Raw genomic sequence first — 14,763 nt, 5'->3', positions numbered from 1 at the left:
TTGGACCACCCATCACACGATCGACGGTTCATTGTACCATGTACGCGATGGTAAGTTGAGCGCTCACATGATCCCGAAACCCTCCGCCGTGAACCGCATCGCCTGATCGCTCATCTCGCGCGTCGCCAGCAGGCCCTCGTCGGTTGCGAGGAAGGCCCAACTGGAATGCGGGCGGGGTGGCGGGACCAGCGCGGCGGGGTCGAGGACGGCGAGGTTGATCCCGCCCGCCAGCCGCGCGGAGGGCGCGCGGATCGTGGCGATGGCGGCTGCCCTCGCCTGTGTCGCCAGTTTCTGGGTCGGGGCGTAATCGTCGGGGTGGGTCCAGCGGCCGGGCGGGTTGCTCCATGGCGCGGTGGTCAGGTCGAGGCAGCGCGGGGTGGCGACCAGCACCGAAAAGGCCGACATCGGCGTCGGTGTCCGCGGTCGCTGGAACCCCGGCGATCGCGCGAAGCCGACCAGTCGCCAGTATGCGGTCTCGGTCACCGCGGTCTCGATCGCTTCCGAGGCATAGAGGATGCCCGGCAGCACGTTGGCGCCGCGAAACCGCGACGGGCGCCCCAGACCATAGCGAAACGGCGAGGCGAGCAGCCACGGCAGATGCTGCGCGGCATCGGGCAGTCTCGGCTTCACCTCTTCGGCCAGTGCCTCGAGCAGCGCCTGGTCGGCATTGGTGGCGGCGAGCCGGTTGGTGGAGATGCGGTGCTGGGCCTCGACGATGCGGATCACGCGGCCGCGATAGGGTCGGCCGTCAAATTCTGGCCCCTCAGATCCGGGCCCTCTAGATCCGGGCACGCAAGGCATCGACATAATCGCTGGTTCTCAGCAACCCGCGTACCGTGGCGATCAGGTCCAGCGGCCGCTCGCCCAGATCGAGGTTCGGCGTCGCCAGCCACGATCGCGCCGACCCGTCGTCCTGCCCCAGCCAGCTGTCGACCGAGCGGAACAGGCGGAGCAGATGCTGGGCCAGCTCGAACGGCTTGCTGCCCGGTTCCAGCCGGTACTGCCCGGCCCGCAACCGCGACATGGTCGGCCCCGACACGCCGATGATCGCGCCGGCCTGCGCGTTCGACAATTGCCAGAACGCCGCGATCCGCCCCACCGCCTCGCTCAACACGCGGGGGGCGTCGGGATCGTGCAGCGCGGGTGCGGATGTGGCCATGTCCATGCTCCTTGGAACAATATATAGCATTATCGTTCTATGGAAACAACCCGATCAGCATATGTAGGTATGTCGACACGTATACATTTGGACATGTAGCCGATGCACATGCGTGAAGATGGCGAACTTATCCATATACCGCTTAACCTGCGGCAATAGAGGGAACGAACGGCGCCGGGCGAACGTCCTCCATCGCTATGCCTATCCATCAGTCACCGCTCTTCCCCTGGAGCCATAAGGATCAGGCCGCCCACAACGCCCTCCTGCTCGACCATATCGCCGAGGCGACCTTCCCCTGCGTCGGCGCCAAGGCGGCGGTGGCGAAGGGGACGCTGGAGGTGTTGTCGTGCAACCGCATCGACAGCGCGTGGGACGATGTCCGCATCCATGACGGCCTGCTGCACTTCGCCGCGGCGTACCGTGCCGACCCCGCCCTATTCCGCAGCTTCGCGGTCGTCTTCGACGAGCCGGTGACGCTCGACGAGGAGACGTTCGAGCGCAAGCTGTGGGACCGCATCCAGTCGCTGTCGGACAAGGACGTCTGGCGCGGCCAGGACTATGACGCCCGCGTCAGCGCCGATCCCGACAGCCCGCACTTCTCGCTGAGCTTCGGGGGTGAGGCGTTCTTCGTCGTCGGCCTCCACCCCAACGCCAGCCGCCCCGCCCGCCGCTTCGCGCGGCCGACGATGGTGTTCAACCTGCACGACCAGTTCACGACCCTGCGCGAACAGGGCCGCTACGAAACGATGCGCGAGAAGATCATGGTCCGCGACGAGGCGATCGCCGGCTCGCGCAACCCGATGCTGACGCGCCACGGCGAACTGAGCGAAGCGCGCCAGTATAGCGGCCGTGCGGTCGACCCGGTGTGGCGTTGCCCCTTCTCGTATCAGGGGCAGGCCGAATGAGCGTGACCGAGATACCGGAGCGCAGCGGCACCGCGTTCCGCCTGGCGCGCGGACAGACGCTGACCGTGATCGACCCGCGCGGCGAGCAGGTGGCCGATCTCCTCGCCTTCAACGCCGATGATCTCGACGAGGTCATCTCGTCGGGCCGAACGCTCGATTATGCCGAGACGATCTACCTGACGACGGGCCACATCCTGTATTCCAACCGCTCGCAACCGATGCTGGAGATCGTGGCGGACGATGTCGGGCGGCACGACTTCCTGCTGACGCCCTGCTCCTATGACACCTTCCATCACTTCTACCCGACGCTGACGCCGCATCGTGGCTGTTTCGGCAATCTGGCCGCGGCGCTGGAGCCCTATGGCATCGTACCCGATCGCATCCCGACCGCGTTCAACTGCTTCATGAACGTGCCGATCGATGCGGAGACGGGCAAGCTGCGGGTCCTGCCCCCGATCAGCAAGGCGGGCGACCGCATCGTCTTTCGCGCGACGATGGAACTGGTGATCGGCCTGACCGCCTGTTCGGCACCGGACTCCAATGGCGGTACGTTCAAACCGATCCACTACATGATCGGCAGCGACGAATAGTCGATCTGTCGCGATGTCGTCGTGTCGACACGTCGGATCATCGACCATCACTGCCTCACTCCCCGCGCGATCGATCCATCGCCGACCATTCCCGTTTTTGCGGATAGGCCCCGGATCAGAGTATATGGGGTGATGAGCACGGCCCACCCAATCATACTCGAAAGCACGAATGGACGCCCCTTCAGCGGCCCTTCCCCCTGTGCGACCCCCAATGGAAGGCCGAAAGTTCGTGCTTTCGAGTATGAATACCGATGAGCCGCCCGCCCGCGCCGAAACGCCCCAAGGACAGCAAGCCGATGGCCATTCCTCAGGGCGAACTCTTCCTGCTCGACAGTCCGCTCTATGGTGAGATCCGCGGCGAGCGGTCGCTGATGGCGTTCCCCTTCTTCGCGCTCGCCAAGACGCGGTGGATGAAGCCCCTCACCTATCAGACCGATCAGGTGTCGATCGAGGTGCGCCCGTCGGCCAGCGGCGTCGCGACGATCTATGACAAGGAGATCGTCCTCTACATCGCCAGCCTGATGGCGGCCAAGCTGGATGCCGGCGAGGCGGTCGACCAGGACTTCGTCTTCACCGCGCACGACCTGTTCAACGTCACCGGCAGCAACCATTCGGCACGGTCCTATGGCCGGTTGTCCGAGGCGCTGGAGCGGCTGCAGGGCACGCAGATCAAGACCAACATCGAAGCGGGCGGGGAGGGGGAGGAGGGCTTCTTTTCATGGCTGTCCGAGGCGAAGCTGCATTATACCAAGACGCGCACCGGCGAACGCCGGCTGAAGGCGGTGAAGGTGCGGCTGTGCGACTGGCTGTTCCGCGCGATCCTGCTCGACCGGCATGTGCTTGATTATGCGGCCGCCTATTTCCAGCTCGGCCCGATCGAGCGGCGCATCTATGAAGTCGCGCGATCGGCGGGAGACGGGGAGGGGATCGATATCGACCTCGCCACCTTCCGCCTTCAGATCGGCTACCAGAACCCGCTCGCCAATTTCCGCAGCGCGCTGAAGCAGATCGCCGGCACCGATGCGATCCCCAACTACCGGCTCGATCTGGTCGAGACGATCGGCGAGCCCGACACCGGCGCCGCCCGGCCGGGCCGCAAGGCGAGCCCCGTCCGCGTCGTCATCACCCGCCGTCCGCCGGCGATCGAGGACGGGTCAGAGGGCACCAGCGAATCAACGGCCGAATCACGCGAGCCGGGCCTCGTATCGGCGACAATCCGCACGGGGCATTGATATCCGAAAGCACGAACTCGGCATGGCATTAATACCCGAAAGCACGAACTTTCGATGGCATTGATACCCGAAAGCACGAACTTTTTCGGGCATTAATACTCGAAAGCACGAACCGTGAACGCTTCCGATGTTGGATTTTACCTGCGATTGTAAAGGTTCCAGCCGGCGTCATGCCGGCACAGCAATCGGAGCGGCTGTGACCTCATAAAAGAAAGCCCGGCACGAAGGCCGGGCATCCCCCGGTACGATGACCGGTTTGATGGAGCGACGTCGCCAAACGTCGACCCGAAGTAGAACAACTTCCTCCAGATACCCCTGATCGACCATCGGTTCAAGGATGCGCGTTTCGCGCCACGCCCTCTTTTTGTCCCGGTCCCAGCCCATGAGGGGATGGAAGATGACGGCGTTTACCCTGGGGGAAGCGGCGACGCTGGCGTTGCGCGGCGTTCGCATGCGCAAGCCTGCGCGTTCGGGCGCCCCGCATCGTACCGGTGCGCCGGTGCTGCGCGACAGTATCGAGGCCGGTACCTTCGAGGACATGTTCTTCAGCGTGCCCGCCAAGGGTGAGACCGACCGATTGCTGCGTGTGGCCCGGCGCACGCTCGATGCCGGTCGCCAGCTCGCCCGCGAGGCGCGCGCCGGCACGCGCGATCTGACCAGAACAGAGCGCGCGATCGCGGCGCTGACCGCGGGGGCGGTGCGCGTCTATGAGGAGATGCTGACGCTCGCCCGCCTCAATCGCGGTCGCGTCTATCCCAGCTACGACTATCTGGCCGAGGCGACGAAGCTCGGCCGTGCGACGATCGCCCGTGCGCTCCACATCCTCGAGGGGATCGGCTTCATCGTCCGCCAGCGCCGGTTCAAGCGCGTCGAGGGGGAGGGGCCGGGCCCTCGCTACAAGCAGACGTCGAACGTCTATCGCCCCGCCTTGCCGAAGATCGTCATGGCCTATCTGCCGCGCTGGATGCGCCCTGCGCCGGTGCCGGACGATCAGATCCAGCGAGAGGCGGATCGGATCGAGGAGACGCAGACGATGCTGGCTAGCCTGTCGTGTCGCGATCTGGCGAGAGCGACGGTGGGCGGTACGCTCGGTAAGATGCTCGCCCGGCTGGGTGAGCGGATCGATGGTCTGGAGCGTGAGTCTCAAAACAATCCGCAACCGCTAACAGATTCTGATTCAACTACTCGGACGGAGTTGGCCTGACAGCCAACAAAAATTGTCCATGCTGAGATGCGACACACAAAAACGATCGAAATTTAAATTGAAACCATAAAGCGTCGGCTACGCCGCCGCATGCTCCCTATGGGGATCAAGCGGTTTCCGGCGTGGCCTGAACGAGCGGCATGAAGGGGCTATGTGGCATTCCGCCCGTTGAGCGGGCCGAACATCTCTTGTGCATGGGAGACATGATCTTCGCTGATGACATGTCGCCGTGTAGACATGTACAGGACCAGACATGCCGACCATCGCGATCATCAGTCAGAAGGGCGGGGCGGGAAAGACCACCCTGGCGCTCCACCTCGCCGCCGCAGCGCAGGACGCCGGCCGCGTCGCGCTCATCATCGACACCGATCCGCAGGCGACGGCCAGCCAATGGGCATCCTGGCGACAGGACGCGCCACCCGAAGTAATCGACAGCCCACCGCCGCGCCTGGCTGCCAAGGCAGCGCAGGCCAGCGGGCAGGGGGCCGACTTCATCGTCATCGACACGCCCCCCCATGCCGACAGCGCCGCCCGTGCCGCGGTCGAGATCGCCGATCTCGTCCTGATCCCGTGCCGCCCCAGCGCCTTCGACCTGTCGGCGATCCAGACCACCGCCAAGCTGGTCCAACTGCTCCGCAAACCCGCCTTCGTCGTCTTCACCGCCGGCAGCCCCAACGCCCCGCGTATCTATGCCGAAGCGGGGGAACTCGTGGAAAGCTATGGCACGCCGCCCTGTCCGATACTGATCCCCGACCGCGCCGCCTATCGCCACGCATCGGCGGAGGGACGCACCGTCATGGAACTGGAACCCACCGGCAAGGCGGCCGACGAGATCAGACAGCTATACGAGTGGACATGTCGACAGGTCGGCGAACCGATCAAGCGCAAGGGAAAGACCGCATGAGCCGCAAACCCAGCTTCGCCAACCTGCGCGATCGCGCGGTGCCGGCAACGGCGCCTGCGTCAGCCACGCCGGTCGAGAGCCCCCGCGAACCGGAAGGCAAGGGGCCCGCCAGCCGACAAGGCCGCAAACAGATCGCCGGCTTCTTCACCCCCGACATGTCCTTCGCCATGCACATGCTGGCGAGGCGTCAGGGGCGAAGCCTGCAGGACTTGATGGCCGAAGCGTTCAATGATGTGCTGAGGAAGCACGGTGAAAGTCCGATTGGAGAGTAAACTCCATTTAGACGACCACCAGCCCCACCTCCACATTGCCCCGCGTCGCATTCGAATACGGGCAAATCTCATGCGCCGTATCCACCAGATGCTGCGCCTGGTCGCGGTCCAGGCCGGGGAGGGCGATGGTCAGATCGGTGGTGATACCGAAACCGCCGGCTGCGCGGGGGCCGATGCCGACCTTGGCGGTGACCGTCATGTCGGCGGGCAGCTTCACCTTCAGTTGCTGGCCGGCGACTTTCAGGGCGCCGATGAAGCAGGCGGAATAGCCTGCGGCGAACAGCTGTTCGGGGTTGCTGCCGTCACCGCCGGCGCCGCCTAGTTCCTTTGGGGTCGACAGCTTCACGTCGAGCGTGCCGTCGTCCGACCGGGCGTGGCCGTCGCGACCACCGGTGGCCGTGGCGGTGGTGGTGTACTTCACGTCGACCGACATTGCTTATCTCCGTATTGATTATCGTGATAATCATATGGGTGTGATGAAAAGCTCTGTCCATCACTAATTTGCCGCGATAATCATTATTGTGCTAATGGTGAGGTATGGAAGACGCCATCCCCCTTTCTGGTCCCCTGCCCCTCGACGAGCAGCTCTGCTTTTCGCTCTATGCCGCGACGATCGCGATCAATCGGGCGTACAAGCCGGTGCTCGACCGGCTGGGCATCACCTATCCGCAGTTCCTGGTCCTGCAGACGCTGAACGAGGCGGGGGATGAAGAGGGGACCGGGCGGTCGATCGGGGCGATCGCCGAGCGGCTGGCGCTGGAGCCGAGCACGATCACGCCGCTGGCCAAGCGGCTGGAGGCGGCGGGCCTCGTTACCCGTGTCCGCAACCCCGCAGACGAGCGGCAGGTGCATGTCCGCCTGACCGAGACGGGCAAGGCGCGCTGGGCGGAGACCGGGTGCCTCGCCCCGCTGATCGTGGCGCGGTCGGGGATGACGCCGGAACGGCTGGCGGCGCTGAATGCGGAGGTGTCGGCGCTGCGCCGCGGGCTGGCCGCGGCGTGAACCCGGTGCTGCTCTACGATCACCCGCTGTCGTCCTATGCGCAGAAGGTGAAGATCGCGCTCCGGGAAAAGGGGCTCGCGTTCGAGGCGGTGCTGCCCGACGATTTCGGCACCGGGCGCCGCGATACGGCGTTCGTCGCCGCCAATCCACGCGGCGAGGTGCCGGCGCTGGTGGTCGATGGCGCGGCGCTGTTCGATTCGACGATCATCCTGGAATATCTGGAGGATCGCTGGCCGCAGCCGGCACTGATGCCGGCCGGGCCGCTCGCCCGGGCACGGGCGCGGCAGATCGAGGAGATCTGCGATACCCAATATGAGGCGGTGAACTGGGGGGTTGGCGAGATCCTGTGGTTCGGCCGGGCGACCGGCGCGCTGGCGGATCGGCTGAACGCGGTCGCGGCGCGGGATACCGCCACGTTGCAGGCATGGCTGGCGGGCCGGCTGGGCGGGGCGGAGTGGTTCGGCGGGCAGGCGTTCGGCTGGGCGGACGTGGCCGTGGCGCCGATGGTCAACCGGTCCGTCCATTACGGGCTGGGACCGGCGCCGGGATCGCCGCTCGACCTGTGGCACCGGCGGGTGCGGCTGCGGCCGTCGGTGGCCGGGACGTTCCGCGAGTTCGATGCCGCGGCCGCACGGATGGCGGAGGCGGCCACGCTCTACACCACCGGCGGGCGGCGCCGGGAATATCGCGATCATCGGCTGGAATGGATGATCCGGTCGGGCGGGATCGAGGTCGTCACCGACGGGCTGGCGGCGGATAACATCCGGTTTTCCTGGCCGGGGGAATAGGCAGTCGCGGCCCCGTCGGAGCGGGCGGAAAGTCCCGAAAGTCACACCCACGTACGCGCGTGTACGCGCGCGGAGTAGTGTGGCGGGGGGCTGGCAGACGGTGAGAAAGAGCGGATTACGGGGATAATCGATCCCCCTCGTGTAGGACATACCCGCCGCCCTCACCCTTCGCCGGCTGCGCCGTCTTTTCCCTCTCCCGGTGGGAGAGGGAGGTTCAGCCGTCCAGCGTCTGGCGGACCCTGGTGGCGAGTTCCTCGATGGTGAAGGGTTTGCCGATCAGGGCGATGCCGTCCTGCTGGATGGCGTCGCGGGCATAGCCGGTGGTGAAGAGGATCTTCAGGCCCGGCCAGCGCCATGACGCTTCCTGCGCCAGCTTCACGCCGTTCACTTCCGGCATGACGATGTCGGTGAACATCAGCGCGATGTCGGGATGCGTTTCCAGCAGGCGCAGCGCGGTCGCGGCGCCATCGGCCGACAGGACGCGGTATCCCAGTTCGGTCAACGCATCGGCGCTGAACTGGCGGACCGCCGGTTCGTCCTCGACCACCAGCACCACCTCGCCCCGGTTGCCCGGTGCCGGCCCGGCCGTCGTGTCGCCTTGCGACCGGGCGGGATCGGTGGCGGTCTGGCGCGGCAGGGAGATCGTGACGCGGGTGCCCCGGCCGGGGGCGGAATCGATCGCGACATGGCCACCGGACTGGCGTGCGAACCCGTACACCTGGCTGAGGCCGAGGCCGGTGCCCTTGCCCACTTCCTTGGTGGTGAAGAACGGGTCGAACGCTCTGGCGATCACCTCGGCGGTCATGCCCGTGCCGGTGTCGCCGACGGTGATCGCGACATAGTCGCCGGGGGTCAGGCCGGGAAACGCAGCGACCTGATCGTCATCCAGCACGACATCGCGTGTCACGATCGTCAGCCGCCCGCCCTCCGGCATCGCATCGCGCGCGTTCATCGCCAGATTGAGGACGACGTTCTCGAGCTGGCTGGCATCGGCCAGCACGTGCCAGCGGCCATCGGCCAGCACCGTCTCCATCACGATATCCGCGCCCAGCGCACCGCGGATCAGGTCGGTCATGCCGGTGACCAGTGCGTCGACATCGACCGGTTCGGGATTGAGCGGCTGGTTGCGGGTGAAGGCGAGCAGCCGCTGCGTCAGGTTGGCCGCCCGCCGCGCCCCGTCCAGCGCGGCATCGACATAGCGCCTGATGCGCGCATCCTGATTGTCGACCCGCCGGTTCAACAGGTCGAGCGAGCCGATGATGACGGCCAGCATATTGTTGAAATCATGCGCGATCCCGCCGGTCAACTGGCCGACCGCCTCCATTTTCTGGGCCTGGCGCAGCGTTTCCTCGATCCGCGCCTGTTCGGCGAGCGCGGCCGCGACGCGGGCTTCCAGTTCGGTCTCGGCGACCTTGCGCTCCTCGATGTCGATGACCGATCCGACATAGCCCAGATAGGCGCCGTCATCGTCGAAGCGCGGGGCGGCGGTATCGATCGTCCAGCGATAGACGCCGTCCGCGCGGCGCAGGCGGAAATCGACGCGGTACTGGCGCTGCGCCGCATTGGCGGTGGCGAAGGCCTGGCCGGCCGCGGGCCGATCGTCGGGATGGACGGCGTCGAGCCAGCCATACCCCTCACCGGTGCCAGGTTCCTGCCCGGTGAAATCATACCAATGCGCGTTCAGATAGGTGCAGAAACCGGTCGGACCGGTCACCCACATCATCACCGGTGCATGGTCGGCCATGTTGCGGAACCGCGCCTCGCTTTCGCGAAGGCGATCATCGGCGCGCAGGCGGCCGATCGCGGTGGCGATCTGCGCGATCAGGGTGCGCAGGACGCCCAGCTCGCCCTCCGAGAACGCCTGTCCCCGCCGCCCGAACGACAGCGTGCCGAGCAGGCGGTCGTCATGGATCAATGGCGCGCCGAGATAGGCGTCGAGGCCTAGCGTTCGCAGGAACGCAGCCTCCGGATCGTCGGATAGCTGGATGTCGGCCAGATGCGCCGGCGTCCGCGTTTCGGCGACGATGCCGCAGATCGTCTTGCCGAATTCCAGGCGGTGGGCCTGCCGCTGTTGCCCGGGCGTCAGTCCGGCCGACGCGACGAGGCGCAGATCCTGGTCGCTGCAGGTGTAGAAGAACGAGGCATCGAGCCCGAACGGCTCCTCCAGCAACGCATAGACGTCGTGGATCATCGTCGCGGCATCGTCCGCTTCCAGCAGGCTGGCGGCGCCCTTCGTCAGCAGGGCCAGTCGCTGTCCGCGCTTCTCCGCCCGCGCTGCTTCCGCTTCGGCCAGCGCGGTGGTGCGCCGCAGTTCCAGCTGCGTCATGGTATAGGCGGCCAGCATCTTCAGCGTGCGTTCCTGCCGCACGCTGATGCCGTCCGGTCGCGGAACCGTGTCGAGCACGCAGACCGCGCCGACCGGTACGCCGTCCGGCGTCTCCAGTACGGCACCGGCATAAAAACGCAGGCCTGTCGCTGCGTGGATCAGGGGATTGCCGTCGAACCGGTTGTCCAGCGTCAGATCGGGAACGACCACGACGCCCGGTTTCAGCATGATTTGTCGACAGATCGACATGTCGAGGGGTAGATCGTTCCAGCCCACTCCCACCGCGGCCTTGAACCATTGCCGGTCGCCGGCGACGAAATTGACCATCGCCATCGGCGCGTCGAGGATGTCGGCCGCCATGGCCGCGACGTCGTCGAACGCTGCCTCCGGTGCAGTATCGAGAATGCCATAGCGGGCGATCGCGTCGATCCGGGCGCGATCATTGGATGCCATGCCCCCGTTCCTGTCACTGCTCCCGTTGCCGTCACTCATCCGTCATGTGCCCCGCCGGTGGTGCTTTCACCTGTCCAAACGACCGATCGGCCAAATATCCTTCGCGTTCCAGTATTAAAGCGGGGCCGGACCGGTAATCGGCGCGTTTCATCATCATCGACGCCCCCGCCTTCTGTCCGCGGAGACGATCCCTCCTCTTCCTGTCGGCGATATCATCATGGCCTTCCGCGCAATCTTCTTCGATATCGACGGCACGCTGGTCGACAGCAACGACAGTCACGTGGCGGCGTGGGAGGCGGCGTTCGCGGGCGTCGGCGCGACGTTCGACCGGCAGGTGATCCACGACCAGATCGGCAAGGGCGCCGACATGCTGGTGCCGACGCTGATGCCCGACAGCGACGAGGAGACGCAGGAGAAGCTGGGCAAGGCGCAGGGCGCGGCATTCCGTACGGGGTTCCGCGACGCGATCAGGCCGTTTCCGGATGCGCACGCGCTGCTGGCGCGGGCGGTCGAGGGCGGGCAGACGGTCGTTCTCGCCTCCTCCGCCTCGCGCGAGGATTTCGACCATTATCTGGACCTGCTCGACGCGCACGATCTGGTCGATGCGACCACCAGTGCCGACGATGTCAAGAGCACCAAGCCCGCGCCCGACATCTTCGCGATCGCGCTGGAGAAGGTGGCGCCGCTCACCGCCGGCGAGGTCGTGGTGGTGGGCGACACGCCCTATGACATCGAGGCGGCGAAGAAGTGCGGGATCGCGGCGATCAGTCTGCGATCGGGCAGGTTTCCCGACGCGGCCCTGTTGGGGGCCGGTGCCATTGCGTTGTACGACGATGTCGCGGCGCTGCTCGGCGATTACGATGCGTCGCCGCTCGGACGATAGGTGTCCCATCGCGGTTAGTGATAATCACTTGCATTAGCCGCGCATGGTTTTATGGCACGCCCCGTTACGTATCGGGGAGTGTTTCATGTCGATGGTTCTGGCGCTGATCGCCGCGGCAACGGCGCCGGTTGCTCCGGTCGCCGACGGTCCGGTTGCCGATCGGGAGGCCGTCGCCGATCCGCAGCGCGGCGACGAGATCGTCGTCACCGCGCGGACCGAGGGCAGCGACGATTACGGTGTGAAGGCGCAGACCACCGCGACGCGGATGCGGCTCAGCCAGCGCGAGACGCCGCAATCGGTCAGCGTGGTCACGCGCGCGCAGATCACCAATTTCCAGCTGAACGACGCCAACGCGCTGCTGGCGACGGTGCCGGGCGTCACCGTGCAGGCGCAGGAGAGCGACCGCTTCTATTATTCGGCGCGCGGCTTCGACATCCAGACGTTCCAGATCGACGGTATCGGCCTGCCCTTCGCGTTCGAGGTGCAGACCGGATCGATCGACACCGCGACCTATGACCATATTGAGGTCGTGCGCGGTGCGCCGGGCCTGTTGTCGTCGACCGGCAATCCGTCCGCCGTCGTCAACTTCGTGCGCAAGCGGCCAACCCGCGAATTCCAGGCGTCGGGCAGCGCGCAATATGGCTCGTTCGACAACCTGCGCCTCGACGGCGATGTCAGCGTGCCATTGACGAAGGACGGCAGCATCCGCGCGCGGGCGGTCGGTGCGCTGCTCGACACCGACAGCTATCTCGATCGCTATCACCTGCGCCGCTGGACCGGATACGGCATCGTCGAGGCCGATCTGGGGCCGGACACGGTGGTCAGCGCCGGTTATGGCCATCAGGAGCACATGTCGAACGGCGCGATGTGGGGGGCGCTGCCGCTCTATTATACCGACGGCACGCGTATCGACCTGCCGCGATCGACCAACACCGGCCCGGACTGGTCGAGCTGGAACGTGATCGACCGGCAGATATTCGGCGATATCACCCACCAGCTGGGGGGCGGCTGGGTCGCGAAGGTCAGCGCGATCCGGCGCGCGGTCGATGAGAATGACGAGATCTTCTACGTCTATGGCAATCCCGATCGTGCGACGGGGCTGGGTATCGCCAGCTATCCGGGCGCGTTCCGGGCGCAGACGCGCAATCTGACGATCGACGCGAATGTCGGGGGCAAGCTGTCGCTGTTCGGTCGGGAACATGACGTGATGCTGGGCGTGAACCGCAGCGCGCAGGCCTATGGTCAGCAATCCAGTTATGACAATTCGACGATCGGCGTGTCGTTGCCGCTGGCGACCGCATTCGATGGATCGTTCCCGCGGCCGAATTTTCCTACGACCTTCGACATCAGCCCGGCGTTCAGTCAGGATTCGCACCTGCGCCGGGAGACCGTTTACGGTCTCGTCCGGCTCAACCTCGCCGATCCGCTGAAGGTGATGCTGGGCGGCAACTACACCCGCGCGTTCAGCGAGGGCGTGTCGTACGGGGCCGCGACCGATTACGACCGCAAGCGCTTCCTGCCGTTCGTCGGTGCGACGTTCGATCTGACCGGCAACATCAGCGCCTATGCGAGCTTCGCGACGATCTTCAATCCGCAGACGCAGTTCGATGCGAGCAACCGCCTGCTGGCACCGATCAAGGGCGACAATCTGGAAGCGGGGGTGAAGGGCGAATGGTTCGGCGGGCGCCTGAACGCCAGCGCCGCGTTGTTCCAGGCGCGCCAGAAGAACACCGCGGAAAGCGCCGGTTACGACCCGGTCCTATTGCGGACGATCTATCGCGGCGTCGATGCGACATCGCAGGGTGTGGAGCTGGAATTCAGCGGCCAATTGGCGCCGGGCCTGCAGGCGACGGGCGGCTACACGATCATGCGCGTGCGCGGCGACGACGACCGGGCGGTGCGCACCTTCGTACCGCGCAACACCGCGCGCCTGAACATCAGCTATGCGCCGCCCGTGTTCGACCGGGCGAAGATCGGCGCGTCGTTCCAGTATCAGAGCCGCATCTATCTGGAGCCGGTGGGCGTCGTGTCGTCCACCACCCAGCAGCAGGTGCGGATCACGCAAGGGGGCTATGCGCTGCTCGACCTGTTCGCGCGCTATGCGCTGACGGACAACCTCGCGGTGAGCGCGAACCTGCGCAACGTGACGAACAGCAAGTATCTGGGGGCGCTGAATTACGACCAGGGCTTCTACGGCGCGCCGCGTACGGTGCTGGGGACGGTGAGCTTCCGGTATTGAGGGCGTCTATCGGTTAGCCCCCGAATGGTTCAGTCCTGCCCGGGACGAACGGGATGGGTCGGGGCGATGCCAGCCTTCGCCCGGTGCAGCGCCGTCACCCGTTTGACCTGCGCGATGCTGCATGCGGCGAGTTCGGCGGTGCGGGCTATGCTCATGCCGGCCTCGCGTAGCGAGACGATGCGGCGATGCTGGGCGATGTCGGCTTTCCGCCCAGTATAGCGCCCTGCCGCGCGAGCGATCGCGATCCCCTCGCGCTGGCGTTCGCGGCGCGTCTCGTAATCGTCGCGTGCGGTCTGGAGCGCCAGGCGGAGCAGCATGTCCTGCACCGCCTCCAGCACGATGCGCGCGACGCCGGCGCTGTCGGCGACCAGATCGGACAGGTCGACGATCCCCGGCACCGCCAGCCGCGCACCCTTTGCGCGGATCGCGGCGACCAGCAGCTCGGCCTCGGGCAGTGGCAGGCGGCTGATCCGGTCGATCTTCTCGGCCACCACCACCTCGCCGGGTTGCAGGTCGGCGACCATCCGCAACAGCTCCGGCCGGTCGGGCCGCGCGCCCGATGCCTTCTCGCGGTACACCGCCGCCACATAATATCCCGCCGCCCGTGCGCCGGCGACGATCGCCTCCTGCCGCGCGAGGTCCTGTTCCTCGGTACTGACGCGGAGATAGACGCGCGCGGCGCGGATCATATGATTGTCGCTCGTCATTTACCGGCTCTTTCGGATCATATCTGCACGCGACTTCTACGAGTACGCATCCGATCATGACAACCGATCGACCGGCAATGGCGGTCCGCCCGGTCATAC

Annotated in this window: 15 protein-coding genes; 10 read left to right on the top strand and 5 right to left on the bottom strand. The window is 66.1% G+C overall.

The features are described 5' to 3' along the window. Positions 1 to 63: 63 nt before the first annotated feature. Both JAO74_RS16220 and JAO74_RS16215 read right to left on the bottom strand, forming a co-directional pair. Positions 64 to 726, bottom strand: coding sequence for an RES family NAD+ phosphorylase (locus JAO74_RS16220; protein ID WP_199040534.1), 663 nt, complete (start codon positions 724 to 726; stop codon positions 64 to 66). A 52-nt stretch (positions 727 to 778) separates the two neighbouring features. Further along, entirely contained in the window at positions 779 to 1,159 is a 381-nt protein-coding gene (locus JAO74_RS16215; RefSeq protein WP_199040531.1) for an antitoxin Xre/MbcA/ParS toxin-binding domain-containing protein, read from the bottom strand. Between the two features lie 197 nt (positions 1,160 to 1,356). Here JAO74_RS16215 and gntA point away from each other — a divergent pair, with 197 nt between their 5' ends. The 6 genes from gntA to JAO74_RS16185 all read left to right on the top strand — a co-directional run bounded on the left by gntA (position 1,357) and on the right by JAO74_RS16185 (position 6,266). Then, a complete protein-coding gene (gntA, locus tag JAO74_RS16210) occupies positions 1,357 to 2,064 on the top strand; it encodes a guanitoxin biosynthesis heme-dependent pre-guanitoxin N-hydroxylase GntA (RefSeq protein WP_199040528.1) in 708 nt (235 codons plus the stop codon). Continuing rightward, positions 2,061 to 2,654, top strand: coding sequence for a DUF1989 domain-containing protein (locus JAO74_RS16205; protein ID WP_199040525.1), 594 nt, complete (start codon positions 2,061 to 2,063; stop codon positions 2,652 to 2,654). Before gntA ends, JAO74_RS16205 begins: the two co-directional genes overlap by 4 nt. A 251-nt stretch (positions 2,655 to 2,905) precedes the next feature. Next, a complete protein-coding gene (locus JAO74_RS16200) occupies positions 2,906 to 3,886 on the top strand; it encodes a replication initiator protein A (RefSeq protein WP_233151100.1) in 981 nt (326 codons plus the stop codon). Positions 3,887 to 4,283: 397 nt separating this feature from the next. Continuing rightward, positions 4,284 to 5,090 carry a helix-turn-helix domain-containing protein gene (locus JAO74_RS16195; RefSeq protein ID WP_199040522.1) on the top strand — a complete coding sequence of 269 codons (807 nt, stop codon included), beginning with the start codon at positions 4,284 to 4,286 and terminating at the stop codon, positions 5,088 to 5,090. Between the two features lie 253 nt (positions 5,091 to 5,343). Then, positions 5,344 to 5,994, top strand: a complete 651-nt coding sequence (parA, locus tag JAO74_RS16190; protein ID WP_199040520.1) for a ParA family partition ATPase — start codon at positions 5,344 to 5,346, stop codon at positions 5,992 to 5,994. Then, the gene (locus tag JAO74_RS16185; protein ID WP_199040517.1) at positions 5,991 to 6,266 is read left to right on the top strand and encodes a ribbon-helix-helix domain-containing protein; all 276 of its coding nucleotides are present in this window, start codon (positions 5,991 to 5,993) and stop codon (positions 6,264 to 6,266) included. Before parA ends, JAO74_RS16185 begins: the two co-directional genes overlap by 4 nt. Before the next feature lie 7 nt (positions 6,267 to 6,273). Here JAO74_RS16185 and JAO74_RS16180 read toward each other — a convergent pair whose 3' ends face one another. Continuing rightward, positions 6,274 to 6,699, bottom strand: coding sequence for an organic hydroperoxide resistance protein (locus JAO74_RS16180; protein ID WP_199040514.1), 426 nt, complete (start codon positions 6,697 to 6,699; stop codon positions 6,274 to 6,276). Between the two features lie 104 nt (positions 6,700 to 6,803). Here JAO74_RS16180 and JAO74_RS16175 point away from each other — a divergent pair, with 104 nt between their 5' ends. Both JAO74_RS16175 and JAO74_RS16170 read left to right on the top strand, forming a co-directional pair. Beyond that, a complete protein-coding gene (locus tag JAO74_RS16175; RefSeq protein WP_199040511.1) occupies positions 6,804 to 7,268 on the top strand; it encodes a MarR family winged helix-turn-helix transcriptional regulator in 465 nt (154 codons plus the stop codon). Beyond that, positions 7,265 to 8,056 (top strand): glutathione S-transferase family protein, encoded by a 792-nt coding sequence (locus JAO74_RS16170; protein ID WP_199040508.1) that lies wholly within the window; start codon positions 7,265 to 7,267, stop codon positions 8,054 to 8,056. The genes JAO74_RS16175 and JAO74_RS16170 overlap by 4 nt, the downstream gene beginning before the upstream one ends. Positions 8,057 to 8,270: 214 nt before the next feature. Here JAO74_RS16170 and JAO74_RS16165 read toward each other — a convergent pair whose 3' ends face one another. Next, on the bottom strand, positions 8,271 to 10,835 hold the full coding sequence (locus JAO74_RS16165; protein WP_199040506.1) for a GAF domain-containing protein: 2,565 nt from the start codon (positions 10,833 to 10,835) through the stop codon (positions 8,271 to 8,273). Positions 10,836 to 11,052: 217 nt separating this feature from the next. On the opposite strand from JAO74_RS16165, the gene JAO74_RS16160 reads away from it, so the two are divergent. Together JAO74_RS16160 and JAO74_RS16155 are read left to right on the top strand one after the other, a co-directional pair. Further along, on the top strand, positions 11,053 to 11,718 hold the full coding sequence (locus JAO74_RS16160) for an HAD family hydrolase (protein ID WP_199040504.1): 666 nt from the start codon (positions 11,053 to 11,055) through the stop codon (positions 11,716 to 11,718). 85 nt (positions 11,719 to 11,803) lie between these two features. Next, positions 11,804 to 13,957, top strand: coding sequence for a TonB-dependent siderophore receptor (locus tag JAO74_RS16155; protein WP_199040502.1), 2,154 nt, complete (start codon positions 11,804 to 11,806; stop codon positions 13,955 to 13,957). A gap of 29 nt (positions 13,958 to 13,986) precedes the next feature. Here JAO74_RS16155 and JAO74_RS16150 read toward each other — a convergent pair whose 3' ends face one another. Then, positions 13,987 to 14,664 carry a recombinase family protein gene (locus JAO74_RS16150; RefSeq protein ID WP_199040500.1) on the bottom strand — a complete coding sequence of 226 codons (678 nt, stop codon included), beginning with the start codon at positions 14,662 to 14,664 and terminating at the stop codon, positions 13,987 to 13,989. Positions 14,665 to 14,763 lie beyond the last annotated feature (99 nt).

Origin of the sequence: Sphingomonas mollis (assembly GCF_016427505.1) — a bacterium.
Taxonomy (GTDB): Bacteria; Pseudomonadota; Alphaproteobacteria; order Sphingomonadales; family Sphingomonadaceae; genus Sphingomonas; species Sphingomonas mollis.
The sequence above is the reverse complement of the archived record's forward strand: the minus strand, read 5'-3'. Positions and strand labels throughout refer to the sequence as shown.